Genomic DNA, 24820 nt, shown 5'->3' on the forward strand with positions numbered 1-24820 from the left:
AATGCGCCGCCTTGCTCATTTTCGGGAACAGCCGTTATCGCCAGCCGAGAGCCGGCGCCACCTGCTTCAGGATCGTCTCGATTACATGGGCGTTGTAATCGACGCCCAGCTGGTTCGGCACGGTCAGAAGCAACGTATCGGCTTCGGCGATGGCTTCGTCGGCCTTCAGCTGTTCGATCAGCTTTTCAGGCTCGGCGGCATAGCTGCGTCCGAAGATCGCGCGGGTCTTGTCGTCGATATAACCGATCTTGTCGTCGCCTTCGTTGCCGTAACCGAAATAGGACCGGTCGCGATCATTAACGAGCGCGAAGATGCTGCGGCTGACTGAGACACGAGGCTCGCGCGTATGACCGGCCTCCTTCCAGGCTTCCCGGAAGGTGCGGATCTGCTGCGCCTGCTGAACATGGAAAGGCTCTCCCGTTTCATCCGTCTTCAGGGTGGAGCTTTGCAGGTTCATGCCAAGCTTTGCCGCCCATACCGCCGTTGCATTGGAGCTCGAGCCCCACCAAATGCGCTCCCGCAGTCCTTCGGAATGCGGTTCCAGACGCAAAAGGCCGGGCGGGTTCGGGAACATCGGCCGCGGGTTCGGCTCGGCGAAACCTTCGCCCTTCAGAAGCTCGAGGAAAACCTCGGTGTGCTGCCGCGCCATGTCCTCTTCGCTCTGGCCTTCGGCCGGGCGATAGCCGAAATAACGCCAGCCATCGATCACCTGTTCCGGCGAGCCGCGGCTGATGCCGAGCTGCAGGCGCCCACCGGCGATGAGGTCTGCCGAGCCGGCATCTTCCACCATGTAAAATGGGTTTTCATAGCGCATGTCGATGACGCCGGTGCCGATCTCGATATTTTTCGTGCGGGCGCCGACGGCAGCCAGAAGCGGAAAGGGCGAGGCGAGTTGACGGGCGAAATGGTGCACGCGGAAATAGGCGCCATCGGCACCCAGCTCTTCCGCAGCCACGGCGAGGTCGATCGATTGCAGCAGCGTGTCGGCCGCGGAGCGTGTCTGCGACTGCGGCGAGGGCGTCCAATGGCCGAAGGATAGGAATCCGATCTTTTTCATGATGACCTTCCAGATGTCGGAGGATGCCGGTTTGCACAAACCGGCTTCGTTGTTGTCAGTCATATAGGCAGGGGCGCGTTTCCTCCAACCGGTCATCCATAGACACGGTGTCGCCGAAATGTGAACGATGGCCGTTTCAGACGATCGTCTTGCGATCGAGGATGAAGAGATGTTCATGCGCGCGCGCGGTGGTGAGAATGAAATCCATCAGCGAGCGCACACGCGGCACGTTGGCAAAATCCTGATGGCTGGTCAGCCAGTAACCGCGCCGCAGCTCGACATCGCCGGCAAGCACCATCTGCAAATCCGGAAACCGCGCGGCGATAAAGTTCGGCAATATGCAGAGGCCACGGCCGCTGAGCGTCGCTGTCAGCTGCGCGAAAATGCTCGATGACTGGAAGTTGGGTCTGAGACCCGGCAGCACGTCGCGCATATAATCAAGGCCCGGCGAGAAGATAAGACCCTGCACGTAACCGATGAAGAAGTGATCGAGCAGGTCTTCGCGCTTCAGGATTTTCGGCCGCCCGGCGAGATAGGAACGCGAGGCATAGATATGCAGCGTGTAATCGATGATCTGTTCGTTGATATAGGGACCGGCTTTTGGCGGATCGAGCGTCACCGCCACATCCGCTTCCTTTCGGGAAAGCGCCATGATCTGTTGGATCGTCACCATTTCCACCATGATGTGGGGATGGGTCACGGCGAAGTCTTTCAGCCTTTCCACGAAGAAAAAATTGGAAAAACCTTCAGGGGCGCTCAAGCGCACCACGCCGCGTAGCAGGCTGCCGCTTTCGGATATATCCGATTGCAGCCGTTCAGCCTCCGCCTCGATGCGCTCGACGGTATCCACCAGCCGCCGCCCGACCGTCGTCAGCTCATAACCGCGCGGGTTTCGCTCGAACAGCTTGGTTTTAAGCGAGAATTCCAGCCTGTCGATGTGGCGGGAGACCGTGGCGTGGCTGGTGCGCAGGCTGCGGGCGGCCGATGAGAGCTGTCCGGTGCGCGCCACCGCCAGGAAATATTGCAGGTCGTCCCAGGTGAAAGGGGTGGCCATATTTGTCTCCCGTCAAGAGTTCTGTTCAAAAATGAACAGTTCCTGTTCGCAATTTGATGATGCCCCGCTCTTGTGTCAACGGCCGAATTCGAGAAGTCTAGGCTCAGGATGCATCGCTTTGAGGAGGGCGGTGCGGCCATTCGGGTGCAACGGTTTCGTTCACCGCTGCACAGACAATCTGAGGCTCGCAATCATCTCTGGGAGGAGAAGTCATGCGCAAGAGTATCGTTTTATCCACGGCCATGGCACTGGCCGCCGGCACTGCCGCTTATGCCGCCGAGATTTCGGACGGTAAGGTCAAGATCGGCATCCTGAATGACCAGTCGGGCGTCTACGCCAACTTCGGCGGCAAATACTCTTACGAAGCCGCGAAGATGGCGGTCGAGGATTTCGGCGGCAAGGTGCTGAATGCGCCGGTGGAAGTGGTGACCGCCGACCACCAGAACAAGGCGGATGTGGCATCCAACATTGCCCGGCAATGGTACGACACCGAACAGGTCGATTCGATCATGGAACTGACCTCGTCGTCGGTGGGTCTTGCCGTGCAGGCGCTCTCCAAGGACAAGAAGAAGATCACCGTCAATACAGGTGCTGCAACCACCGAGCTGACCGGCAAGCAGTGCAGCCCCTATGGTTTCCATTGGGCCTATGACACCTATTCGCTGGCGGTCGGCACCGGCGGCGCACTCGTCAAGCAGGGCGGCGACAGCTGGTTCTTCCTGACCGCGGACTACGCCTTCGGTTATTCGCTGGAAGAAAACACCTCCAATTTCGTCAAGGCCAACGGCGGCAAGGTGCTGGGCTCCGTGCGCCATCCGCTCGCGACGACGGATTATTCCTCCTTCCTGCTGCAGGCGCAGTCCTCGGGTGCAAAGGTCATCGGTCTTGCCAATGCCGGCCTCGATACCTCCAACGCCATCAAGCAGGCGTCCGAATTCGGCATCGTGGCGGGCGGCCAGCGGCTTGCCGCTCTTCTCTTCACGCTTGCCGAAGTCCATGGCCTCGGTCTTGAGGCAGCCCAGGGCCTGACGCTGACGGAAGGGTTCTATTGGGACCGCGACGATGAATCGCGCAAATTCGGCGAGCGTTTCAAGGAACGCACCGGCGCCATGCCGAACATGGTGCATGCCGGCACCTATTCCGCCGTGCTGCATTATCTGAAGGCGATCGAAAAGGCAGGCACCGACGATGCCGATGCCGTCGCAAAGGCCATGAAGGAAATGCCCGTTAACGACGTCTTCTCCAAGGACGGTCATGTGGCAGCGAACGGCCGCATGATCCACGACATGTATCTCATGGAAGTGAAGAAGCCGGATGAGAGCAAGCAGCCGTGGGATTATTACAAGGTGCTCGCCACCATCCCCGGCAAGGAAGCCTTCATGGACCCCGCAAAGAGCGGTTGCCCGCTGGTGACGCAATAAAAGACTGACGTAATAAAGGGGAAAGTTTCATGACGATCGCTCCCGCCCCCGCCGGGCAGGCCGAACCTCGCGTCGTTCTTTCGGCGCGTGGTCTCAGCAAAACTTTCGGCGCATTCGCGGCCGTGAAAAACGTCGATCTCGACGTGCATCATGCCCGCGTGCATGCGCTGATCGGTCCGAACGGCGCCGGCAAGACTACGGTCTTTAATCTGTTGACCAAGTTTCTCCAGCCGACGGGCGGGGCGATCACCTTCATGGGAACGGATATAACAAGGACGCCGCCGGACAAGGTGGCGCGTCTCGGCCTCGTGCGCTCTTTCCAGATATCGGCGGTGTTTCCGCATCTGACGGTTCTGGAAAACGTGCGGGTGGCGTTGCAGCGGCAGAGTGGCCTTGCAACGCAGTTCTGGCTGCCGCTCTCTTCGCTCGACAGGCTGAACGCCCGTGCCGAGGAGCTGATCGCCATGGTCGGCCTGACACGGGAAAAACATGCGCTTGCGGCCGATCTTTCTTACGGCCGCAAGCGGGTTCTCGAAATCGCCACCACGCTGGCGCTCGATCCGAAGGTGCTGCTGCTGGATGAGCCGATGGCCGGCATGGGCGGGGAAGATGTCTCCCATGTCGCCGAACTCATCCGCGAGGTGGCCAAAACCCGCGCGGTGCTGATGGTCGAACATAATCTGAAAGTCGTGGCGGATATCTGCCACCACGTCACGGTTCTGCAACGTGGTGAAATTCTGGCGGAAGGCGATTATGCCGAGGTTTCCGCCGATCCACGCGTGCGCACGGCCTATATGGGTACGGAGGAGGCTTGATATGGCGGCAATGCTCGAAGTCTCCAACCTGAAATCCTGGTATGGCGAAAGCCAGGCCCTGCACGGCGTCGATCTCACCGTCGGCGAAGGCGAAACCATCACGATTCTGGGGCGCAATGGCGTGGGCAAGACCACGACGCTGCGCACCATCATGGGCATCATCCGCAACCGCAAGGGTGTCATCAAGCTCGGCGGCAAGGATCTGATGCCGGTGCCGCTACACCGCACGGCGAAATACGGTCTCGGTTTCGTGCCGGAAGAGCGCGGCATCTTCGCGACGCTAAGTGTTGAGGAAAATCTGAAACTGCCGCCCGTGGTCGCTTCCGGCGGCATGACGCTGGATGAAATCTACGAGCTGTTTCCCAATCTTTACGAACGCCGAACCAGCCCCGGCACCAAGCTTTCCGGCGGCGAGCAGCAGATGCTGGCCATGGCGCGCATTCTGCGTACCGGTGTGAAGGTGCTGTTGCTTGACGAACCGACCGAGGGACTTGCCCCCGTCATCGTGCAACGCATCGGCGAGGTGCTGCAGAAACTGAAGAGCCGTGGCATGACCGTGGTTCTGGTCGAGCAGAATTTCCGTTTTGCAAGCCGCATTGCAGACCGTTTCTACCTTATGGATCACGGCCAGATGGTTAGCGATTTTCCGGTCGGCGAGCTTTCCGCCCGCATGGGTGAACTCAACAAGGTGCTGGGGGTTTAACCATGACGATGATCTTCGGCGTTCCCATTCAGGCGCTCCTCGGGCAATTGCTGGTCGGCCTTATCAACGGCTCCTTCTATGCGCTGCTGTCGCTCGGTCTCGCCGTCATTTTCGGCCTGCTGCGCGTCATCAATTTTGCCCATGGCGCGCAATATATGCTCGGCGCTTTTGTCGCTTTCCTCGGCCTGCAATATTTCGGCATCAATTTCTGGGTGGCGCTCATCGTCACGCCACTCGTCGTGGCGCTGTTCGGCGCGATAATCGAACGTTTCCTGTTGTCGCGGCTTTATGATCTCGATCCGCTTTACGGGCTGCTGTTCACCTTCGGCCTGGCGCTGGTGGTGGAAGGCACGTTCCGCTGGCTTTATGGCGCTGCCGGGCAGCCCTATTCGGTGCCGCGCGAGCTTGCCGGCGGCACCAATCTCGGCTTCATGTTCCTGCCGAATTACCGCGCTTTCGTTGTCGTGATTTCGCTTATCGTCTGCATCGCCACCTGGGCTTTGATCGAAAAGACGCGGCTCGGCTCCTATCTGCGGGCGGCCACTGAAAACCCGACGCTGGTGCAGGCTTTCGGCATCAATGTGCCGGTGCTGCTGACGCTGACCTATGCGCTGGGTGCCGGTCTTGCCGGGTTCACTGGGGTTCTCGCCGCACCCATCTATCAGGTCTCGCCGCTGATGGGCACGAACCTCATCATCGTCGTCTTCGCCGTGGTGGTCGTCGGCGGCATGGGGTCGATCATGGGCGCCATCGTCACCGGCTACATGCTGGGCGTCGCCGAAGGACTGACCAAGGTGTTCTACCCGGAAGCCTCCAACATCGTCATCTTCGTCATCATGGCCTTTGTGCTGCTCATCCGCCCCGCCGGACTTTTCGGAAAGGACGCCTGATATGTCCAAAGCCACCCATAGTCCCACCGCCGGTACGCTGCCGCAGACGGAAGTTTCGGCGACTGCCGGAACCATCAAGACCATGCTCATTCTGGCGGGGCTCGCCGTCCTCATCGCCGCGCCGATGTTCGTTTACCCGATCTTTCTGATGAAGCTCCTGTGCTTTGCGCTGTTTGCCTGCGCCTTCAATCTGCTGATCGGTTACACCGGGCTGCTCTCCTTCGGCCACGCGGCGTTCTTCGGCGGTGCTGCCTATTTCACCGCCTATTCGGTGAAGGAATGGGGCGTGACGCCGGAGATCGGCCTCATCATCGGCATGGCGGGTGCGGCCCTTCTCGGCCTCGTCATCGGCTTCTTCGCCATCCGCCGTCAGGGCATCTATTTCGCCATGATCACACTGGCCTTGTCGCAGATGTTCTATTTCTTCTGCCTTCAGGCACCGTTTACCCATGGCGAGGACGGTTTGCAGGGTGTGCCGCGTGGCCACCTCTTCGGTCTTCTCGACCTCAATGCGCCGCTCAACATCTATTACACGGTGCTGGTCACCTTCGTTCTGGCACTGCTGGTCATCTGGCGCTTCGTCAACTCGCCCTTCGGCATGATCCTGAAATCCATCCGTGAGAACGAGCAGCGCGCCATTTCGCTGGGCTACAGCGTGCAGCGTTACAAGCTCGGCGCTTTCGTCATGTCGGCGGCGCTGGCCGGTCTTGCGGGCGGGCTGAAGGCGCTGGTCTTCCAGTTCGCGACGCTGACGGATGTGACCTGGCAGATGTCCGGCGAGGTGATCCTGATGACGCTGCTCGGCGGCATTGGCACCATGATCGGCCCGATCTTTGGCGCAGGTCTCGTGGTCACCTTGCAGAACTATCTCGCGACATCGGATTTCCCGGTCACCATCATCACCGGTCTTGTCTTCATGGCCTGCGTCCTGGTGTTCCGGCGCGGTCTGATCGGCGAATTTTACGCGTCGCGGCTTGGGAGAAAACTCGGCTTCCAGCATCGCGGCTAGGTATTTTTGAAAACACAGGAAAAGGCCTCCTCCGCGTCCGGGACGACGCGGCAAGGGCGGCTTATGGAGAAAAACATGGGGGACTATGACTATATCGTCATCGGAGCGGGAAGTGCCGGATGCGTTCTCGCCAACCGCCTTTCGAAGGATCCGAACAACCGTGTCCTGCTTCTGGAGGCGGGCGGCAATGACAACTACCACTGGATCCATATTCCCGTCGGTTATCTCTATTGCATCAACAATCCGCGCACCGACTGGTGTTTCAAGACGGCGGAAGAGCCGGGGCTCAACGGTCGCTCGCTGATCTATCCGCGCGGCAAGGTTCTCGGCGGCTGCTCCTCCATCAACGGCATGATCTATATGCGCGGCCAGGCCCGCGATTACGATATGTGGCGGCAGCTCGGCTGCGAGGGCTGGGGGTGGAACGATATCCTGCCCTATTTCCTGAAGTCGGAGGATTTTTATCGCGGCAAAAGCGACCTGCATTCCGCCGGCGGTGAATGGCGGGTGGAAAAGGCGCGGGTGCGCTGGGACGTGCTCGATGCCTTCCAGAAGGCAGCGGGCGAAGCGGGCATTCCCGCGACCGATGATTTTAACCGCGGCGACAATGAGGGCGCCGGTTATTTCGACGTCAACCAGCGCTCGGGCTGGCGCTGGAACACGGCAAAGGCATTTCTGAAACCGGCGCTCGGCCGCAAGAACCTGACGGTTCTCACCAAGGCGCACGTCAAGCGGCTTATCATCGAGGAGGGCCGGGTAACGGGTGTCGAGTTCCACCATGACGGCGTCCTGAAAAAGATGCGCGCACGGCGCGAGACGGTGCTGTCCGCAGGCGCGATCGGCTCGCCGCACATTCTGGAGCTTTCCGGCGTCGGCCGTGGCGACGTGCTTCAGGCCGCCGGTATCGACACCGTGGCGGAGGTTCAGGGCGTGGGCGAGAACCTGCAGGACCATCTGCAATTGCGCATGGTCTACAAGGTCTCCGGCGTGCTGACGCTGAATGAAAGGGCCTCCACCCTGTTCGGCAAGGCGCGGATCGGCCTTGAATATGCGCTGACCCGCTCCGGCCCGATGTCGATGGCGCCGAGCCAGCTCGGAGTTTTCACCCGCTCCTCGCCGGAAAAGGAAACCGCCGATCTGGAATATCATGTCCAGCCGGTTTCTCTCGACAAGTTCGGTGATCCGGTTCACACTTTTCCGGCCATTACCGCAAGTGTCTGCAATCTGCGGCCGGAAAGCCGGGGCTCAGTGCATGTGAAAGGACCGGATTTCGCCATGCAGCCGGAAATCCGCCCGAACTATCTCTCCACCGAAGGCGACCGTCAGGTGGCCATCGACGCGATGCGGCTGACGCGCCGCATTGTCGCCCAGCCAGCCTTTTCCCGCTTCAACCCGCAGGAATACCGGCCCGGCCCGTCTTTCGAAAACGATAATGATCTCGCGAAGGCGGCGGGCGACATAGGCACCACCATCTTCCATCCCGTTGGCACGCTGCGCATGGGGTCGGATGTGGAGAGCGTTGTCGATGCGCGGCTGAAATTTCGCAGGCTCGCCGGACTGCGCGTCGCCGACGCTTCGGTGATGCCGCGCATCACCTCCGGAAACACCAATTCCCCGACGATCATGATTGCCGAAAAAGCTGCCGACATGATCCTTGCGGATAATCGCTGAAAGGAGCGCTCCCATGAAGACCGTCGCTTTTCTCGGGTTGGGACATATGGGCCTGCCGATGGCCGCCAATCTCGTCAAGGCGGGTTACACCGTCAGGGGATATGATCTTGCCGAAGCCTGCCGTGCGGCGGCGAAGGAGGCCGGCATTCCCGTGGCAGTGGATTCTGCCGAAGCGACCGACGCGGTGGATGTGATCATCACCATGCTGCCGAAGGGCGAACATGTCGTTTCGGTCTATGGCGATCTGGTTCGAAAGGTCTCCGCCGGAACGCTGCTCATCGATTGCTCGACGGTGGATATGGAAAGCGCGCTGAAAGCGCATGAACTGGCCGCTTCCGCCGGCTGCCCCTCGGTCGACGCCCCCGTATCCGGCGGCACAGGTGGCGCTGCGGCCGGCACCCTGACCTTCATGTGCGGCGGTGAGCCCGAAGCTTTCGCGGCGGCAAAGCCGGTGCTGGAGGCAATGGGCAAGAAAATCGTGCATTGCGGCAAGGGTGGCAACGGCCAGGCGGCGAAGATCTGCAACAACATGATCCTCGGCATTTCCATGATCGCGGTTTCCGAAGCCTTCGTGCTCGGCGAAAAACTCGGGCTTTCGCATCAGGCGCTGTTCGATGTTGCCTCCACCTCTTCGGGACAATGCTGGTCGCTCACCACCTACTGCCCGGTGCCGGGACCGGTGCCGACATCGCCCGCCAACAAGGATTACCAGCCCGGCTTTGCGGCGGCCTTGATGCTTAAGGATTTGAAGCTGTCGCAGGCGGCGGCCAATGGCACGGGTGTTTCCACCCCGCTTGGGGCTGCGGCGTCGGCGCTTTATGAAAGCTTCGTCGGCGAAGGTGGTGGCGGACGTGATTTTTCCGCCATTGTCGAGATGCTGCGCGGAGGCGAAGCATGATGGAGGCCACGTCGTCCGATATTCTGTGGGTGCCGTCGCGGGAAAGGTTGGAGGGCTCGGCGCTTTTTGCTTTCGCGGCGAAAACCGCGCCGTTGCACGGGCTGGCCGCCGATGATTATGCCGGCCTGCTGCGCTGGTCCATCAACGCGCCGGACGCCTTTTACGATGCGCTGTGGAACGAGCTCGGTATCACCGGCACGCGTGGTGAAACGGCCTTCAAAGCCGGTGCGACGATCCGGGATGCCGAGTTTTATCCCAGCGCACGGCTCAACTATGCCGAAAACCTGCTGCGCGATGCCGATGAGCGTCTTGCCATCATCGCCCATCGCGATGATGGCACACGGCGCGAGATAAGCCGCAGGGCGCTTTATGACGAGGTGTCCCGCATGGTGCAGGCGCTGGTTCATGCGGGCGTGCAGGAAGGCGACCGCGTCGGTGCGATCGTCACCCACGATATCGAAGCGATTGTCAGCTATCTGGCCGTGAGCGCCATCGGGGCCATCTGGTCCTCCTGTTCGCCGGATTTCGGCCCGGCAGGTGCCTCCGATCGCCTGTCGCAGATTGATCCGAAAATCCTCATCGCCGTGCCGGAATATGGTTATGCCGGCAAACGCATCGATGTCGGCCCGACCATCCGCGCCGTGGCGGAAAGTGCGGCTCCTGAAGAGATCGTGCTGATCGGTGACGCCGTTCCCGAAAGCCTTGCCGATCTCGCCTGTGTGACGCTTTCGGATTTCGTCGCGCCCTATAAGGCGGGGGAGATTGCCTTTAACCGTCTGCCCGTGAAGGCGCCGTTGGCGATCCTTTATTCCTCGGGCACGACAGGCAAGCCGAAATGCATCACCCATTCCGGTGGCGGGCTGCTTCTTCAGCACATGAAGGAACAGAAGCTGCAATGCGATATTCAGGAGGGGGAGCGCTTTTTCTATTTCACCACCTGCGGCTGGATGATGTGGAACTGGCAGGTCTCCGGCCTGGCGCTCGGCGCGACGCTTGTCACCTATGACGGCAATCCCGGTTATCCGACGCCCGGGCGGCTCATCGATCTCATCGATGCCGAACGGATCGCGACCTTTGGAACCTCGGCGAAGTTCATCGATGCCTGCCTGAAGGCCGGGCTGAAGCCGCGTGAAAGCCACGATCTGTCTTCGCTGAGGGCCATTCTCTCGACCGGCTCGCCGCTCATCCCGCAATCCTTCGATTATATCTATCGCGAATGGAAGGCGGATGTGCATCTTGCCTCCATTTCCGGCGGCACGGATATCTGCGCCTGTTTCCTCGGCGGCAATCCGTTGCAGCCGGTTCATCGCGGTGAATTGCAGGGCGCGATGCTCGGCATGGATATCGATACGCTGGATGATGAAGGACATTCCGTTCGCGGTGTCGCGGGCGAACTCGTCTGCCGCAATGCCCATCTCTCCATGCCGGTCAAATTCTGGGGCGATGAGGATGGTTCACGGTATCAGGCCGCTTATTTCGATCGTTTCCCCGGTATCTGGGCGCATGGCGATTTCGCCGAAATGCGCCCATCCGGCGGATATGTCATCCATGGACGTTCGGACACGACGCTCAATCCGGGCGGGGTGCGCATCGGCACAGCCGAAATCTACCGCCAGGTGGAGACCGTGCCTGATGTCGAGGAGGCCATTGCCGTCGGGCAGGATATTGATGGAGACCAGCGGGTCATCCTCTTCCTGCGCATGAGGGGCGGCGTGGCCCTGACGGAGGAACTGGAAAAGACCATCCGCAGCCGTATCCGTTCCGGCGCCACGCCGCGGCATGTGCCGGCAAGGATCATCGCCGTCAGCGCCATTCCCCGCACCCGTTCCGGCAAGATTTCCGAAATCGCGGTGCGCGATACCATCCATGGTCGGCCGGTGAAGAATGCCGATGCACTCGCCAATCCCGAAGCGCTCGAACTTTTCCGCAACCTGCCGCAGCTGAAGGACTAGGCCGATGGAGGATCAACCAAAAACCGTGCTGGTCACGGGTTCCACCAGCGGCATCGGGCTCGCCATCGCCAAACGTTTTGCTGAAGCCGGGTATCTGGTCGCCGTCCACGGCGTGGAAACGGCGGAGGAGGGCGCGCAGGCCCTTGAGGCGGTTGCGAAAGTGGCGCGGCATCGGCCGGTCTATTTTTCCGCCAACCTTGCGAATTACGATGAAAGCGCGCATCTGCCGGAAACCGTCATCGCCGAACTCGGCCGTATCGATGTGCTGGTCAACAATGCCGGCATCCAGAAGGTTGCGCCAATCGACGAATTCGATTTTGCCGATTTTTCCCGCATCGTCGCGATCTCGCTCGACAGCGCTTTCCACACGATCCACGCTGCCTTGCAGGGTATGAAGGAAAGGGGCTGGGGCCGCATCGTCAATATCGCCTCCGCTCATGGTTTGCGGGCTTCGCCCTTCAAGGGGCCTTATGTGGCGACCAAACATGCGGTAGTGGGCCTGACAAAAAGCGTGGCGCTGGAAGTGGCCGAACTCGGCATTACCTGCAACGCCATCTGCCCCGGTTATGTCTGGACCCCGCTGGTCGCAGCCCAGGTGGCCGATCAGGCGCGGGTGCATGGCATGAGCGAGGAAGAGGTGGTGAAAAAGGTGATGCTGGCGCCGCAGCCGACGAGACGTTTCGTGCAGCCGGAGGAAGTGGCGGAAATGGCGCTTTATCTCGCAGGCGATATGGCGCGCTCCATCACCGGCACGACGATTTCCATCGATGGCGGCTGGACGGCGAAATAATTTTCACGCGTCTGCCCTCGGCGAACCGTCTCGCTGCCTTCCGGCATTGTTAGGCGATTTCAATTCTGTATAGTTTTCGTGTGCGGCGGAGTAAGCGCCGTGTTCACGGAAAAACGGCATGATGAACACAGGGTCTTTTGAAGCGCCGCTGGCGCGATCGCGCTTCGATACGCGCCAGGTGCCGAAACGTGACGCCATGGGCTTGTGGCGGGATTCTATCAACGTGCTGTTCGATGCCCGGCTGCGCCGTTCGCAGGATGACGGTTTCTTCGCCAGCGTGGACGCCGCTTTCATCGGCAATGTCGCGCTTGGCCGCACGCAATCCTCCGCGCAGGATTTTGATCGCTCGCGCAATAAGCTTGCCCGCGACGGCATGGACGGTTTTCTCCTGCAATTTTATGCCAGCGGGCAAAGCATGTCGCGGCGCGGATCGGGCGAGACCGCCGGCCCGGGAGATCTCTACATCATCGATATGGCGCAACCGCTCGCCACCGCGACGACCGATCACGATCATCTGAGCCTCGTTGTGCCGCGCCGGTTGCTGGAGGGCAGGCTTATCGGTTCCGGCAATCATCATGAACGTGTGCTGCCGGCCGGTCTGCCGCTGGTGTCGCTCCTGCGGGAAACGATGACGAGCATCTACCTCCATTTTGACGTCATGAACGCGAATGACGGCGCAGCCACGGTTTCACCGCTTCTGGAACTCGCCACGGCGGCCATCAACAACCATGTCCGGGAAGACAATGCGCAGGGCGTTCAGCGTGCGCTGCGGGCCTCCATCCGGCGTTACATCGACAATCACCTTCTCGATCCCGCCCTTTCGGTGGAACGGGTGATGGGCGAATTCGGCGTGTCGCGGCGTACGGTCTACCGGCTCTTCGAGCCGCTTGGCGGGTTTTCGGCCTGCATCACCCATCGGCGTCTCGAGCGCGCCATGGATTTCCTGCGGGCACCGCAATCGGGCCATATGACGATTGCCGAGGTGGCGGCCACTTATGGTTTCACCAATCCGGAAAATTTCAGCCGCGTCTTCAAGAAGACCTTCGGCCTCTCACCGCGCCAGATGCGGCATTTTGCGTCGGAAAACCGTGACGTCACGTCGGATATTCTGAAGCCCGATAGCGCGGAATGGACACGCTGGATCGTGCAGCTCGGCCGCTGATCACGCCTAGTCGGGCTCGATCTGACACTTCATGACGGTTTCTTGGCACAATTCGACCATTCGCTGCGGTTGCGCCGCAACGGGGATGCACCTGTCCTCCAGACGTGCCAAACAGGAGACGTTATTTTTATCGATATATTGCCTGACAATCATGATGCTGAAAATTCCTGCTTTCCCCGACCTGTGGCGCGGATGGCGCCATGCGGTGAAAAAATATCTTTCTTTTTCGGGCACCGGATTTCATGCGGCGACATCGCCCCTGCCTTCGGCGAATTCCGACAACCTCCCAGACGACCCATGGGAAACGGATGGAGCACGCCCGCCGGTCTCCTGGCTCGGCCTCGGGCAAAGCTTTAGCGCGGTGGATGTGGCAGGCTGCGACGGCTCGGAGAGGTCTCGGTTACCGACCGAGTGCGGCTAAAGTCGTTCTCCGGTGGTCTGGAACAAAACAATGACCCCGGGAATTAGATCAACAGGGTCACAGGGAGTGAACGACATGGCCAGAGAAAATTCCAGCTATCTCGACGGTCGGGATGCTCCGAAAAGCGAAACGACAACGCGTGCGCGGCAGGGGTCGCGCGGACGTCCCGTCCTTGTCATTCTGATCGTCAGTGTGCTTCTTGCATTGGTGGTTTGGGCCGTTGTCGAATATTCGGTTTTCGAACCCGACGAGAACCTGCCGCAGAACCCGCAGACCGAGACTGCGCCCGTGCCGCAGCAGCCCTCCGGATCCGGAAGCTTCGACAATAATCCGGCGAATGGCCGCGCCCAGCCGCCGTCATCGACAGAGTCAAATCCCGCGCCGCAGGATTCGACCGGAGCGCCGAAAAACCCGTGACCACCATGGCGTGAAGTTTTTTCGCGCCGATGATAATTTTCATGGAACCAGATTGCGCCCGATTTCATTTCACGCAAAGTGACAGGAATCGGGGGTTTCATTCATGGCAGTCACCGTCACTGCAGTTGTTCTCACGCTGATCGGTCTTGCACTGTTCGGTTTTGGCTCTCAGCTCGTCATGCTGGGCGGGAGCTTTTATTACGTGCTTTCCGGACTGGCCTTTCTGTTGACGGCCATTCTGCTGTTCAAGCGCAATCGCGCAGCCCTTCACGTCTATGCCGTCTTCATTGTCGCCACACTCGCCTGGGCCATCTGGGAAGTCGGCTTCGACTGGTGGCAGCTTGGCCCGCGCGGCGGCATCATCATTCTCATCGGCCTCTGGCTTCTGGCTCCAGGGGTCAGAAAGCCGCTTGGTTTTTCGAGCCCGACCGGGCTTAGCTACGGGCCGAATGCGTGGCCGCTTGCCCTTTCCGTGCTCGCCTCCATCGTCGTGGCGGGATATTCCATGGCGCAGGATCCGCACGATACGGCAGGTTCCCTGCCCCAGGAAACCGCCTCGGCTACGCCCCCCTATGGCGGCAACGTGCCTGACGGTGACTGGCATCAATATGGCCGCACACCCTATGGCCAGCGTTATTCGCCGCTGACCCGGGTCAATGTCGACAATGTCTCGCAGCTCAAGGAAGCCTGGCGTTACCAGACGGGCGATGTGAAGCTGCCCGATGATGTGGGTGAAACCACCTATCAGGTGACGCCGCTCAAGATCGGCAACACGCTTTATATCTGCACGCCGCATAATTGGGCGATTGCCATCGATGCCGCCACCGGCAAGGAAAAATGGAAATACGACCCGAATGTCGGTCTTAATCCGGACCGCCAGCATCAGACCTGCCGCGGCGTTTCCTATTATGCCGAGCCGAATGCCGCTGAAGGCACGGCCTGCGCCGAGCGCGTCTACCTGCCGACCTCGGATGCGCGGCTGATCGCGCTCGATACCGCCACCGGTCAGGTCTGCACCTCCTTTGCCGATCAGGGTGTGCTGCATCTGGAACAGGGCATGAAATACAATCCTGCCGGCTATTATTATTCGACCTCGCCCCCCGTCATCGTGGCGGGCAAGATCATCATCGGGGGCGCGGTGAACGACAACTATTCCACGCAGGAGCAGTCCGGTGTCATCCGCGCTTTCGATGTGAACAGCGGCGCGCTCGTCTGGAACTGGGATTCCGGCAACCCGGCGAAAACCGAACCGATTGCGGCGGGTGAAACCTACACCACCAATTCGCCCAACAGCTGGTCGGTCTTCAGTTATGATGAAGGCCTCGGCCTCGTTTATATCCCGCTCGGCAATCAGGTGCCGGACCAGCTCGGCATGGGCCGCAGCGAGAATGTGGAGAAATATTCCTCCTCCATCGTCGCGCTGGATATCAACACCGGCAAGGATCGCTGGGTGCGCCAGACGGTTCATCACGATCTCTGGGACATGGACGTGCCGGCCCAGCCGGTGCTGCTCGACATCACCAAGGACGGCCAGACCGTGCCGGCCCTCGTCGGCCCCACCAAGCAGGGCGATATCTACGTTCTCGACCGGCGCACCGGCGAGCCGCTTCTGCCAATCACCGAAGAGCCCGCGCCAGGCGGCGCCATCCCGGAGGATTTCACCTCTCCGACGCAGCCGACGACGGCCTTGTCCTTCAAGCCGGAGCCGTTGCAGGAAAAGGACATGTGGGGCGTCTCCATGTTCGACCAGCTTGCCTGCCGTATCCGCTTCCATCAGCTGAACTACAAGGGCCGCTATACGCCGCCTTCGCTCACCGGCTCGATCATCTATCCCGGCAATTTCGGGACCTTCAACTGGGGCAGCGTGGCGGTCGATCCCGAACGCCAGGTGATGTTCGGCATGCCGACCTATCTTGCCTTCACTTCGCAGCTCGTGCCGCGCGCCGACATTCCGCCGAAGGGTCAGGACGAAAAGGGTAGCGAACAGGGCCTGAACCGCAATGACGGCGCGCCCTACGGCGTGTTCATGGGTCCGTTCCTCGGTCCGCTGCAGATTCCCTGCCAGGCCCCGCCATGGGGTTATGTCGCGGGTGCTGACCTGCGCACCGGCGATATCGCCTACAAGCACAAAAACGGCACGGTCCATGACATGACGCCGCTGCCGCTGCCCTTCAAGGTGGGTGTGCCGGGCATTGGCGGGCCGATGATCACCAAGGGGGGCGTCGCCTTCCTCGGTGCGGCCGTCGACAACTACCTGCGCGCCTATGACCTGACGACCGGCAAACAGCTTTGGGAAGCGCGCCTGCCAGCCGGCGGCCAGGCAACGCCGATGACTTATGCGCTGGATGACGGCAAGCAATATGTGGTGATGGTTGCGGGTGGCCACGGCTCCGTCGGAACCAAACCGGGCGACTATGTGATCGCTTATACCCTGCCGTAATCTCTGCAGGTTTCAAGATACAAAAAACCGGAATGGGCGACCATTCCGGTTTTTGCTGCGAAGGAGGGTATTAAGCCGCCTTTTTCTCGGCGGCGGCGTTAACCGAAGTCTTGGCGAGCGCGGTCAGCGCATCATCGGTTTTCGCTTCTTCCTTGAGCGTGGCATCCAGCAACGAAACTGCTTTCGTGTGGCCCAGCTTTTCCGCCCATGCCTTCAGCGTGCCGTAACGGGCGATCTCATAGTGCTCGACCGCCTGTGCCGAGGAAACCAGACCGGCGTCGAGGGCGGGCGTGCCCTTGAAGTCCTCCATGATTTCCTCGCCCTCGGCGATGATGCCCTGAATGGCTTCGCAGGTCTTGCCCTGCGCCCGCTTGCCGATGATCTCGAACACCTCCTGCAGGCGTTCGACGTGCCCCTGGGTTTCTTCCTTGTGTTTTTCAAAAGCCTGTTTCAACTTCGGATCGGTCGCCGCCCGTGCCATCTTCGGCAGGGCTTTCAGGATTTGCCGTTCGGCGTAATAGATATCTTTCAGCGTGTCGTAGAACAGATCATCGAGTTTCTTCTCGGCCATTGGTCCTTCTCCCATGTGTGAAAATACATGATGTGCGCCCATGCGCACGGGAGACAAACCCTTTGCTGCGCCCATGGTTCCGGCTCGGTTGCGCGCAACGTTTATATTGCCGCGCGGAACCAAGACGCCTCTGCGAACTTAGTGTGAAGAAATTTCGGGAGGAGACGCGACAGTGCCCCAGAGCCTTGCAGAAGAATTTTCCATGAATATCTCCATCCCCTTCGAGGTGCTGCTGGTGCGTGTGTTCGGCGCGGTCATCCTGTGCGGCCTGATCGGTCTGGAGCGGGAGTTTCACAAGAACACCGCCGGCCTGCGCACCAACATGCTGATCGGCCTTGCCGCCGTCACCTTCTGCGTCATCACCATTCACATGATGGAGACGATGGCGGAAGGCCATGAGGCCGCACGGCTCGATCCCATCCGCCTGGTGGAGGCGGTGACGGCGGGCATCGCCTTTCTCGCGGCGGGTGTGGTCGTTTATACTAGGGGCGATGTCAAAGGCCTGACGACGGGCGCCAGCATGTGGCTTTCGGCGGCAATCGGCCTCTCGGCCGGTCTTGGCATGTGGCCGCTTGCTTTTCTTGCTTCGGGAATGGGCATTGTCGTCCTGTGGACGCTGCGCCGCATACAGGTGGCGGCGGGCATCAAGGAGGAATGAACGACATCAGCCGAAGCGGAAAAAATCGGCGTCGGGGTCCTTGCCGCCATTGATGGCGGCGGCCACGATTTCAGCGGCGATCTGGCTGAAGGTGATGCCGTTGCCGCCGAAACCCATCACGGCATAGACGTTGTTCATTCCGGGCACCGCACCAATCAGCGGCAGGCCGGTGGTGGTCGAGCCGAAGGCCGCCGCCCAGCGATATTCCGGCTTTCCCATATCGATACCGAGAAGCTTCTCGATCTTGCGGCGGATCAACTCCGCCTTGACGGCGAGCTTGCGCTCCGACTGGTAGGCGGTGGGGTTTTCCTCGTCCTCGCCTCCGGCGATCATCCGCCCCTCCCGGTCGGTGCGCAGGTAGAGATAGGGATCGGAGGCCTCCCAGATGATATGGTTCTCCAGCCAGTCGGGGAGGTCCAGCCCCTTTCTGCTCGCCAGCGCCCAGGTGGAAACGATCTGGTGTTTCGGGCTCTCCAGCATTTTCAGGAATTCATAGCCGGTGCAGAAAACGACATTGCGTGCGGAAAGGATTTTGCCGCCGGCGGTGGCGAGGACAACCTCGTCGCCGAGGTTTCTGAGATCGGTGATTTCAAGCTGCGAGACGATTTCGGCGTCGGTGCCCGCCGTGTGGCGCAGCAGGCCGGCCGTCAGCTGCGCGGGATTGGCGGAGGCCGAAATATCGCTGAGGATGGCCGCGGTCCGGTGCATGCCGTATTGATCTCTCAGCTCCGCGGCGGTGAGAAAGCGGGCCTCGATGCCCGCTTCCTTCCGGGCTGCCGCTTCAGCCTTCAACGCGCGCGATCCCATTTCGTCTCCCGCCAGATAAAGGGCCTGTTTGCGCCTCATGCTGCAGGAGATGCCGAGCGAAGAAGCGATTTCCTCCAGCCGCAGGACGGCGCGGGCGGAACGCTGCCATGCCCTGTCGGCCGCATCCTTGCCGATCATCTTTCTGAGCTGCGTCAGCGGCGTGTCTATTTCGTGCTGGATCATCGCGGTGCTGGCAACGCTGCTGCCCATTACCGGCTCGCGCCGGTCGACGATCAGCATGGATTGACCCGGCCGTTGCAGGGCATGGGAGACCAGCGCGCCGCTGATACCGGCGCCGACCACGATCGTGTCGTAATGGTCTGCTTCCGGCGTGTGCCTGCTGCGGACGCCGATGCGTGGCGTATCCACCCACACGGGCTTTGAATCCCTGAGGTCGCGTTCTTTCGTCAGTTCCGATGTCGGCATGAAATCATCCTGAAAGGTCTCACGGCTCGGTATAGCCGGCGACATTGATGGTGACTGTTGCGCTGCGGGGATCGTTGCGGAAGAAAAGCGTGCCGGTGTCGCGAGACTCCGAGGCGACGTAATCGAACGTCACATCAGCGCTCTCCAGCGTCGCACCGTTTTGCTGCAGGTCGCCGCGCACCTGCACCTGCGCCGCCGTCGTCATGGAAAGGTTGCGGATATCGAACCGCACCCGGTATTGCCCGGCCTGCGCCTCCACACCGGTAACGGCGATTTCGAAACGGGCATCCTCCGGCCTGTAGCGATAAATGTCATAACCGATCCAGCCGAGCATGGCGGCGACAAGAAGGGTGCAGATGGCGCCCGTCAGCCATTCCACCCAGTGGGGCTCGGGGCTTTCCATATGTCTACGGCCCTTGGATATCGTCATCTTGTCCTCACAGGATCAGCCGGGCAGAAGCCGCGCCGATCGACGCGGGAACGCCAAGAATGACGGCGGCATTCATGATCTGCGACAGCGAGGTGTGGTCGAGGCGCTCGAAGGTCCAGAGCGTATAGATGCTGATGGCGATAGCGATGACATAGCCGGGCAGGGTGAAGCGGATGAAGGATTGCCACCACTTCTGCCCTTCGTGCAGCTGATGTGAGCCCTTGAAGTGAAGCGCATAAACGAAGCCATGCATGATGGCGATCGACAGCAGGCAAAGCGCCAGAATGTGATAGGGCGTCACCTTGTAGGCGATCAGGATCATTTCCTCCGTCGGCGCGACATTGAGGCTGAGGAAAAGTGCGCCGACAACCATCATGAACAGTTCGTGCAGATAACCGGTCTCGCCGGAATATTCGCCCTGCTCCTCATCCTCTGTGTCGGAATGCTGACCAAGCTGGCTGCGCCCGAGTAGTGCGCCAATGCTGGCTGGAACGGATTGCAGCGCAATTTTGGCGACGATGTTGGAGGCTGTAATCTGATCGCTCAGAATGCCGAACAGCACGAGCACGGCGGCACTCACGGCGATGCCCAGCCCATAGGCCGTTATCGCGTCGCGCAGCGCCTGGCTCCAGGAGTGAACATTTTCGAAACCGATGCGGCGGGCGAGAAGAAGAAGAAGCGGCAGGTTGAGGATGCAGAGCAGGAGAAGCCGCCAGGAATTGGCGTAAAGGCCGAGAAACCACATTTCCATGGTCATCAGCATGGGCAGGGCAAACAGTAATGCACCCGCCGTGCCGCGCGCGAGACCGATCAGGAACCGTCTGACTTCGCCATCTTCCCCGCCTTTTCGATTGACCGCCACCGCCATGCCATCCCTTTCGTGCGAAGAGATAACGCAATGGCGTTTTTCCGGTTCCGTTCGTTTATTTCGCGGGATCGATGAGAGCGATGCCGAATTCCGGGCGATAGCTGCGCCGCAATTCCGCAGGTGTTTCGCGGATGACGACTTCCAGCGTCGGCCGCACCGTGCCCTTCAGAAAATGGCCGCCCTTCGTGGAGCCATCGGCAAAGCCCAGAACCACATGCAGGTGCGGATTGGGCGTATCGTTCTCGTCAAGGGTGATATCGCCGAGCAGACTCAGAACCTCGCTCTGGTCGGTGACCGGTATTTCCTTATAGTCCTTTGTCGAAAGATCGAAAAAGGCGAGCGTCGCCGTGGCGAAGGCACCGATTGCGGTAACCGAGGCGGCGTTGATGTTCTCGGCCCTGGCAAAGCGCCTGATGGCCTCGAAGGCTTCTTCCTCTGGATCGATGACGAGGATGAAGGTGCGTTCCGCGCCGCTTGCCAGCAATCTGCTTTTCATGTCTTCCTCCCAAATAGAAGTGCCGCCGGGAAACCGGCGGCACGAATATGATACGTGTCTTAAGCGGCGCGGCGTTCGTGGCGGCCTTCCTCGACCTCTTCCACAATCTTGGCGACGAAGGCATCGAGATCGTCAGGGCTGCGGGAGGTAATGATCCCCTTGTCGGTCACCACTTTTTCATCCTTCCAGTTGGCGCCGGCATTCTGGAGGTCGGTCTTGATCGACCAATAGGAGGTGGCGTCGCGACCACGCAGGGCGTCCGCTTCGACCAGCAGCCACGGCGCATGGCAGATGGCGGCAACCACCTTGCCGGATTTGATGAAATCGCGGACCACCCGCATCGCATCCTCGTCATGGCGCAGAACGTCCGGATTGATCTGGCCGCCGGGAAGAACCAGCGCGTCAAAATCTTCCGTTTTTACGGCCTTGGCGGGAAGGTCGACGGCGATGCTGTCGCCCCAGTCCTTCTTGTCCCAGCTCCTGATCTCGCCCTCCTTGATGGAGGCGATCTTGACGCTCGCACCTTTGGCCTTCAGCCGGTCATAGGGCACGCGCAATTCGGAACGCTCATAGCCGTCGGTTGCGAGAATGAGGATTTTTGCAGCGTTGATGGCAGTCATGTCTGTCTCCTTCTGGGTTCACTTGTCCTTGTCGGAATTCATGGAGGGTAGGAAAAATTCCACGTCCTTGAGGCGCTTCGCGTCGAGATTTTCGATATGCGTTTGCCAGAACCGTTCGGCTTCCGCCGGTTCGTGCTGCCATTGGCGCACGAAGGTCTTGTTGTCATCGATCATCACCTGACGCGTGCCGCCGAGACGCAAATATTCTTCCGCAAGTTTGCGAGTTTTGGTCTTTTCCATGTCGCGGCTCCTTGTGCGTGGAAAGCGGGAACGGAGGGGTGCCGGATGGGTAAGAAGCTCGGCTGCCATTTCGTTGGCCACCGGGAGAAAACGGAAAAATCCCGATGTTCTTCAGCGCCATCGCGTCCGTTTGACACGGCGGCCCCTCCTGCTGGAACAACGTGAGCTTTCCGGTAAGGTTCCGCAGTTTTTTCCCGCGGCCTCGTTGCCGAAGCCGAATGTATCGCGCGCAATTTTTTACCGGAACAAACGGGCAGGTCCCGCTGTTTTATTCCCGATGCAGGGGAGGCAGCATGGCAGCCAGACAGAGTGACGGCGAATACCACGGTAACAGCAAAAACAAGGGTTTCTGGTCGATCGACTTCGGCGCTTCACCGGTCATCGGCACGGCCATTCACGACGGCCATTTCATTCGCCCCGACATCGCCCGGTTGATGGCCCTTTCCCCGGACGAAAGGCTGAGGGAGGAAGATCCCTTCACCGCCGAGATGGTTGCGGGCATGACGAACCGTATCGTCGTTCACCATTCGCGTTTCGAAGTCGATCTCAACCGCGCCGCCGATCAGGCGATCTATCTGCGGCCGGAACAGTCCTGGGGCCTTGAGGTCTGGAAGGAAGAGCCGCCCGAAGGAGCGGTCCGTCAGTCGCTCGATTTCCATGCTGATTATTACGCGATGCTCGAGACCGTCCTTTCAGCCGTCGAGCGGCGGCATGGGGCTTTCGTGGTGCTGGACGTGCATAGCTACAATCATCGCCGTCAGGGTGCTGCCGCGCCGCCGACGGCGCAGGTGGAAGCGCCTGATATCAACATAGGCACCTTTTCCATGGACCGCAGCCGCTGGGGCGACATCGTCAGCGCGGTCGGCCACCATTTCGCCTCCGCGACCGTCGGCGGACGCCGCCTCGATGTTCGCGAGAATGTGGCGTTTCAGGGCAAGGGGGAGCAGACACGCTTCATTCACGAGCGTTTTGCCGAAAATGGCTGTGCGATCGCGGTCGAGTTCAAGAAATTCTTCATGGATGAGTGGACGGGAGAGGCGGATGCGCGCGTGGTGGCGGATATCCGGGATACGATGGCCGCGCTTCAGCCGGTTCTCGAAGAGTGTCTGAGGTCGCGACGATGAACCTCTCTTCCGCCCGTAGCGCGCCGTCCCTCATCGCCGATCTGGCCGATGACGTGGTGGCGTGCCTCGAGGCCGGCAAGGCGATCCGCCGGGATGTCGGAAAAGATGGCAGGTTGCATATAGACCGGCCGCTGCCGTTTCTTTGCCTGCATCTGACAGGGGGCACGAAAAATCTTGCCGCGCGCGATATCGCCGCCGCCCATGCCTCCTATCTCATCGCTTCGACCATTCAGGAGGCTGCGCCGCTGATCGAGGCGGTTGGTTTGGCCATGATGCGGCGTTTCGGTGCCTTCATGGTGCTCGATATCGGCGAGCTGGAACATGACATCCTGCTCGCCGACGATTCCCCTTTCCTGCCGCATTATGAGGTTTCCGTCTCGGCCACGCCCGAACCGGAAACCCAGAAAGCCCGCCGGATCTTCATCAAGGCCGTCTGTGATGCCGAAGTGCGTTTTCGCACGCCGCGCATCACCCGGCCGGAGCCGGAATCCGACCCGGTCCTCCGTTTTCAGAATGCCAGCCTCGATTTTCCCTGCATCAGCGTGCGCTTCGCGCCGATCTATCGCCAGCCGGAATCCGGTGCCGATTATCCCGGCCTGCGCGTGAGGATGATCGCCGATCTCTTCGATGCCGGTCTGCAGGCCTTTTCGTCCTTTTCTTCCGGCATGGATGCGCTGAAGGTCACCAGCCACCGGGCGCTTGGCCGCAAGGCCTTTGTCGATGCCGTCAGACGCGCGGATCGTTCGATCGACGACATTGTCTCGTCCTTCGATTTTCTTCTCTCCGTCACGCCCATCAATGCGCACCGCGCCTATGAAGAGTTTCGCGACGGCAGTTTCCAGTTTGCGCCGCGCCTGCTGTACCGGCCGCTCGGCGTCGATGTCGAAGAGCAGAAACGCAAGCTCTATTCCGTGGTTTTCGATCATCTGGAGGACCCGGTGCTTTATCACCTCTACCGGGAGAAACAGCAGGAGATCGATCTGCAACTGACGATGCTGGCGAGCCTGCACCATCGCACCTTCACCGATTTTTCACGCGCCCTTTATGGCGCCGTCGAACCGGCGCTCCTGACGCTGGCGCTTCGTGTGCTCGAGGATTGTCCGCGCAAGGCGGAGAGCGGCGAAATTGCCATGGTCGATTGTTACGTGGTCGCCAGGAAGTCGCGGGAAATGGTCGAGACCTATCTGGCGGAGGCCCCGGAATTCAAGGCCCGCGTCGAAATCCGCGACGACCTGCCGCCCGGCCTGATGGTGACGGGCGAGAAGCTACTGATTTCCCGTCATACCGTGATGGAACAGCGCCGTGTGGAGGCGCTGTTATCGCACGAGATCGGCGTGCATCTTCTCACCTATTTCAACGGCTCGTTCCAGGGGCTCAGGCTCTTCCGCACCGGCCTTTCCGGTTACGAGGGCGTGCAGGAGGGGCTGGCGGTGCTGGCGGAATATCTGGCCGGAGGCATGACGCGCGAGCGCCTGCGGCTGATCGCCGGCCGCGTCGTCGGCTGCGCCGCGATGCTGGGCGGCGCGACTTTCGTGGAGACCTTCCGTATCATGACCCGCGATCACGGTTTTGACGAGGCCGGCGCCTTCAACATGGTGCTGCGCATCTATCGTGGCGGCGGTCTTTCCAAGGATGCGATCTATCTGCGCGGGCTGGCCGAGGTGCTGGAGCATCTGCGCAAGGGCGGCGCGCTCGATCCCTTCTGGATGGGCAAGATTGCTGCCGCCCATTTCCCGGTCATGCAGGAGCTTGCCCTGCGCGGCCTCTTGCGTCCGCCGGGTGTCAGGCCCGCATTTCTGCTGCCCGCGAGGGCCAATGAGCGGCTGGAAAAAATACGCTCGGGATTATCCATTGCCGAACTGGCGACATTATAGGAGGGG

At 60.5% G+C, this 24820-nt stretch carries 25 protein-coding genes; 16 read left to right on the forward strand and 9 right to left on the reverse strand.

The genetic code is table 11. The annotated features are described in order from the left end of the window. Nucleotides 1-34: 34 nt before the first annotated feature. Both QD336_RS21455 and QD336_RS21460 read right to left on the reverse strand, forming a co-directional pair. Nucleotides 35-1057 carry an LLM class flavin-dependent oxidoreductase gene (locus QD336_RS21455; protein ID WP_269347343.1) on the reverse strand — a complete coding sequence of 341 codons (1023 nt, stop codon included), beginning with the start codon at nucleotides 1055-1057 and terminating at the stop codon, nucleotides 35-37. 136 nt (nucleotides 1058-1193) lie between these two features. Then, complete coding sequence (locus tag QD336_RS21460; RefSeq protein WP_499172121.1) at nucleotides 1194-2111, reverse strand: LysR family transcriptional regulator; 918 nt, start codon at nucleotides 2109-2111, stop codon at nucleotides 1194-1196. A gap of 212 nt (nucleotides 2112-2323) precedes the next feature. On the opposite strand from QD336_RS21460, the gene QD336_RS21465 reads away from it, so the two are divergent. The 13 genes from QD336_RS21465 to QD336_RS21525 all read left to right on the forward strand — a co-directional run bounded on the left by QD336_RS21465 (nucleotide 2324) and on the right by QD336_RS21525 (nucleotide 16700). Then, on the forward strand, nucleotides 2324-3532 hold the full coding sequence (locus QD336_RS21465) for an ABC transporter substrate-binding protein (protein ID WP_269347339.1): 1209 nt from the start codon (nucleotides 2324-2326) through the stop codon (nucleotides 3530-3532). Between the two features lie 29 nt (nucleotides 3533-3561). Beyond that, complete coding sequence (locus QD336_RS21470) at nucleotides 3562-4347, forward strand: ABC transporter ATP-binding protein (protein ID WP_499172122.1); 786 nt, start codon at nucleotides 3562-3564, stop codon at nucleotides 4345-4347. 1 nt (nucleotide 4348) lies between these two features. Then, complete coding sequence (locus tag QD336_RS21475; RefSeq protein ID WP_464017005.1) at nucleotides 4349-5050, forward strand: ABC transporter ATP-binding protein; 702 nt, start codon at nucleotides 4349-4351, stop codon at nucleotides 5048-5050. A gap of 2 nt (nucleotides 5051-5052) precedes the next feature. Continuing rightward, nucleotides 5053-5940: a branched-chain amino acid ABC transporter permease gene (locus QD336_RS21480; protein ID WP_269347335.1), complete on the forward strand. Its 888-nt coding sequence runs from the start codon at nucleotides 5053-5055 to the stop codon at nucleotides 5938-5940. 1 nt (nucleotide 5941) lies between these two features. Then, the gene (locus QD336_RS21485; protein ID WP_499172124.1) at nucleotides 5942-6949 is read left to right on the forward strand and encodes a branched-chain amino acid ABC transporter permease; all 1008 of its coding nucleotides are present in this window, start codon (nucleotides 5942-5944) and stop codon (nucleotides 6947-6949) included. Nucleotides 6950-7024: 75 nt separating this feature from the next. Then, nucleotides 7025-8620, forward strand: coding sequence for a GMC family oxidoreductase (locus QD336_RS21490; RefSeq protein ID WP_499172125.1), 1596 nt, complete (start codon nucleotides 7025-7027; stop codon nucleotides 8618-8620). Nucleotides 8621-8633: 13 nt separating this feature from the next. Continuing rightward, nucleotides 8634-9518: a 3-hydroxyisobutyrate dehydrogenase gene (gene mmsB, locus QD336_RS21495; RefSeq protein ID WP_269347329.1), complete on the forward strand. Its 885-nt coding sequence runs from the start codon at nucleotides 8634-8636 to the stop codon at nucleotides 9516-9518. Further along, the gene (locus QD336_RS21500; RefSeq protein WP_499172127.1) at nucleotides 9515-11470 is read left to right on the forward strand and encodes an acetoacetate--CoA ligase; all 1956 of its coding nucleotides are present in this window, start codon (nucleotides 9515-9517) and stop codon (nucleotides 11468-11470) included. The genes mmsB and QD336_RS21500 overlap by 4 nt, the downstream gene beginning before the upstream one ends. A 4-nt stretch (nucleotides 11471-11474) precedes the next feature. Further along, nucleotides 11475-12260, forward strand: a complete 786-nt coding sequence (locus tag QD336_RS21505; protein WP_269347325.1) for a 3-hydroxybutyrate dehydrogenase — start codon at nucleotides 11475-11477, stop codon at nucleotides 12258-12260. Nucleotides 12261-12378: 118 nt separating this feature from the next. Then, nucleotides 12379-13422, forward strand: coding sequence for a helix-turn-helix domain-containing protein (locus tag QD336_RS21510; protein ID WP_499172129.1), 1044 nt, complete (start codon nucleotides 12379-12381; stop codon nucleotides 13420-13422). A 31-nt stretch (nucleotides 13423-13453) separates the two neighbouring features. Beyond that, nucleotides 13454-13843 (forward strand): hypothetical protein, encoded by a 390-nt coding sequence (locus QD336_RS21515; RefSeq protein ID WP_269347321.1) that lies wholly within the window; start codon nucleotides 13454-13456, stop codon nucleotides 13841-13843. A gap of 75 nt (nucleotides 13844-13918) precedes the next feature. Next, nucleotides 13919-14260 (forward strand): flagellar basal body-associated FliL family protein, encoded by a 342-nt coding sequence (locus tag QD336_RS21520; RefSeq protein WP_269347320.1) that lies wholly within the window; start codon nucleotides 13919-13921, stop codon nucleotides 14258-14260. A 103-nt stretch (nucleotides 14261-14363) separates the two neighbouring features. After that, on the forward strand, nucleotides 14364-16700 hold the full coding sequence (locus QD336_RS21525) for a glucose/quinate/shikimate family membrane-bound PQQ-dependent dehydrogenase (RefSeq protein ID WP_269347318.1): 2337 nt from the start codon (nucleotides 14364-14366) through the stop codon (nucleotides 16698-16700). A gap of 70 nt (nucleotides 16701-16770) precedes the next feature. Here QD336_RS21525 and QD336_RS21530 read toward each other — a convergent pair whose 3' ends face one another. Beyond that, nucleotides 16771-17271: a YciE/YciF ferroxidase family protein gene (locus QD336_RS21530; protein ID WP_065657331.1), complete on the reverse strand. Its 501-nt coding sequence runs from the start codon at nucleotides 17269-17271 to the stop codon at nucleotides 16771-16773. 172 nt (nucleotides 17272-17443) lie between these two features. Here QD336_RS21530 and QD336_RS21535 point away from each other — a divergent pair, with 172 nt between their 5' ends. Further along, nucleotides 17444-17929 (forward strand): MgtC/SapB family protein, encoded by a 486-nt coding sequence (locus QD336_RS21535; RefSeq protein ID WP_035239298.1) that lies wholly within the window; start codon nucleotides 17444-17446, stop codon nucleotides 17927-17929. A 6-nt stretch (nucleotides 17930-17935) separates the two neighbouring features. Here QD336_RS21535 and QD336_RS21540 read toward each other — a convergent pair whose 3' ends face one another. The 6 genes from QD336_RS21540 to QD336_RS21565 are packed head-to-tail and all read right to left on the reverse strand — an operon-like array spanning nucleotide 17936 to nucleotide 21816. After that, nucleotides 17936-19162: an NAD(P)/FAD-dependent oxidoreductase gene (locus QD336_RS21540; protein ID WP_499172130.1), complete on the reverse strand. Its 1227-nt coding sequence runs from the start codon at nucleotides 19160-19162 to the stop codon at nucleotides 17936-17938. 19 nt (nucleotides 19163-19181) lie between these two features. Further along, nucleotides 19182-19592 carry a TIGR02588 family protein gene (locus tag QD336_RS21545; protein WP_269347313.1) on the reverse strand — a complete coding sequence of 137 codons (411 nt, stop codon included), beginning with the start codon at nucleotides 19590-19592 and terminating at the stop codon, nucleotides 19182-19184. Between the two features lie 7 nt (nucleotides 19593-19599). Beyond that, nucleotides 19600-20460, reverse strand: a complete 861-nt coding sequence (locus QD336_RS21550) for a TIGR02587 family membrane protein (RefSeq protein WP_269347311.1) — start codon at nucleotides 20458-20460, stop codon at nucleotides 19600-19602. A gap of 55 nt (nucleotides 20461-20515) precedes the next feature. Next, nucleotides 20516-20956 (reverse strand): PPC domain-containing DNA-binding protein, encoded by a 441-nt coding sequence (locus QD336_RS21555; protein WP_269347310.1) that lies wholly within the window; start codon nucleotides 20954-20956, stop codon nucleotides 20516-20518. 59 nt (nucleotides 20957-21015) lie between these two features. After that, on the reverse strand, nucleotides 21016-21576 hold the full coding sequence (locus QD336_RS21560; protein WP_269347308.1) for a type 1 glutamine amidotransferase domain-containing protein: 561 nt from the start codon (nucleotides 21574-21576) through the stop codon (nucleotides 21016-21018). A gap of 18 nt (nucleotides 21577-21594) precedes the next feature. Then, complete coding sequence (locus tag QD336_RS21565; RefSeq protein ID WP_269347307.1) at nucleotides 21595-21816, reverse strand: hypothetical protein; 222 nt, start codon at nucleotides 21814-21816, stop codon at nucleotides 21595-21597. 293 nt (nucleotides 21817-22109) lie between these two features. On the opposite strand from QD336_RS21565, the gene QD336_RS21570 reads away from it, so the two are divergent. Both QD336_RS21570 and QD336_RS21575 read left to right on the forward strand, forming a co-directional pair. Further along, entirely contained in the window at nucleotides 22110-22940 is an 831-nt protein-coding gene (locus tag QD336_RS21570; protein WP_269347306.1) for an N-formylglutamate amidohydrolase, read from the forward strand. Continuing rightward, a complete protein-coding gene (locus QD336_RS21575) occupies nucleotides 22937-24814 on the forward strand; it encodes a flavohemoglobin expression-modulating QEGLA motif protein (protein WP_499172153.1) in 1878 nt (625 codons plus the stop codon). The genes QD336_RS21570 and QD336_RS21575 overlap by 4 nt, the downstream gene beginning before the upstream one ends. The last annotated feature ends 6 nt before the right edge of the window (nucleotides 24815-24820 follow it).

The organism is Rhizobium sp. BR 250 (genome assembly GCF_047445855.1).
GTDB classification, from domain to species: Bacteria; Pseudomonadota; Alphaproteobacteria; order Rhizobiales; family Rhizobiaceae; genus Agrobacterium; species Agrobacterium tumefaciens_I.

Bases quoted from the DNA above. Each gene is read 5' to 3' on its own strand.
- QD336_RS21455 (WP_269347343.1), bottom strand. From the start codon at position 1,057: ATGAAAAAGATCGGATTCCTATCCTTCGGCCATTGGACGCCCTCGCCG.
- QD336_RS21460 (WP_499172121.1), bottom strand. From the start codon at position 2,111: ATGGCCACCCCTTTCACCTGGGACGACCTGCAATATTTCCTGGCGGTG.
- QD336_RS21465 (WP_269347339.1), top strand. From the start codon at position 2,324: ATGCGCAAGAGTATCGTTTTATCCACGGCCATGGCACTGGCCGCCGGC.
- QD336_RS21470 (WP_499172122.1), top strand. From the start codon at position 3,562: ATGACGATCGCTCCCGCCCCCGCCGGGCAGGCCGAACCTCGCGTCGTT.
- QD336_RS21475 (WP_464017005.1), top strand. From the start codon at position 4,349: ATGGCGGCAATGCTCGAAGTCTCCAACCTGAAATCCTGGTATGGCGAA.
- QD336_RS21480 (WP_269347335.1), top strand. From the start codon at position 5,053: ATGACGATGATCTTCGGCGTTCCCATTCAGGCGCTCCTCGGGCAATTG.
- QD336_RS21485 (WP_499172124.1), top strand. From the start codon at position 5,942: ATGTCCAAAGCCACCCATAGTCCCACCGCCGGTACGCTGCCGCAGACG.
- QD336_RS21490 (WP_499172125.1), top strand. From the start codon at position 7,025: ATGGGGGACTATGACTATATCGTCATCGGAGCGGGAAGTGCCGGATGC.
- mmsB (WP_269347329.1), top strand. From the start codon at position 8,634: ATGAAGACCGTCGCTTTTCTCGGGTTGGGACATATGGGCCTGCCGATG.
- QD336_RS21500 (WP_499172127.1), top strand. From the start codon at position 9,515: ATGATGGAGGCCACGTCGTCCGATATTCTGTGGGTGCCGTCGCGGGAA.
- QD336_RS21505 (WP_269347325.1), top strand. From the start codon at position 11,475: ATGGAGGATCAACCAAAAACCGTGCTGGTCACGGGTTCCACCAGCGGC.
- QD336_RS21510 (WP_499172129.1), top strand. From the start codon at position 12,379: ATGATGAACACAGGGTCTTTTGAAGCGCCGCTGGCGCGATCGCGCTTC.
- QD336_RS21515 (WP_269347321.1), top strand. From the start codon at position 13,454: ATGACGGTTTCTTGGCACAATTCGACCATTCGCTGCGGTTGCGCCGCA.
- QD336_RS21520 (WP_269347320.1), top strand. From the start codon at position 13,919: ATGGCCAGAGAAAATTCCAGCTATCTCGACGGTCGGGATGCTCCGAAA.
- QD336_RS21525 (WP_269347318.1), top strand. From the start codon at position 14,364: ATGGCAGTCACCGTCACTGCAGTTGTTCTCACGCTGATCGGTCTTGCA.
- QD336_RS21530 (WP_065657331.1), bottom strand. From the start codon at position 17,271: ATGGCCGAGAAGAAACTCGATGATCTGTTCTACGACACGCTGAAAGAT.
- QD336_RS21540 (WP_499172130.1), bottom strand. From the start codon at position 19,162: ATGCCGACATCGGAACTGACGAAAGAACGCGACCTCAGGGATTCAAAG.
- QD336_RS21545 (WP_269347313.1), bottom strand. From the start codon at position 19,592: ATGACGATATCCAAGGGCCGTAGACATATGGAAAGCCCCGAGCCCCAC.
- QD336_RS21550 (WP_269347311.1), bottom strand. From the start codon at position 20,460: ATGGCGGTGGCGGTCAATCGAAAAGGCGGGGAAGATGGCGAAGTCAGA.
- QD336_RS21555 (WP_269347310.1), bottom strand. From the start codon at position 20,956: ATGAAAAGCAGATTGCTGGCAAGCGGCGCGGAACGCACCTTCATCCTC.
- QD336_RS21560 (WP_269347308.1), bottom strand. From the start codon at position 21,576: ATGACTGCCATCAACGCTGCAAAAATCCTCATTCTCGCAACCGACGGC.
- QD336_RS21565 (WP_269347307.1), bottom strand. From the start codon at position 21,816: ATGGAAAAGACCAAAACTCGCAAACTTGCGGAAGAATATTTGCGTCTC.
- QD336_RS21570 (WP_269347306.1), top strand. From the start codon at position 22,110: ATGGCAGCCAGACAGAGTGACGGCGAATACCACGGTAACAGCAAAAAC.
- QD336_RS21575 (WP_499172153.1), top strand. From the start codon at position 22,937: ATGAACCTCTCTTCCGCCCGTAGCGCGCCGTCCCTCATCGCCGATCTG.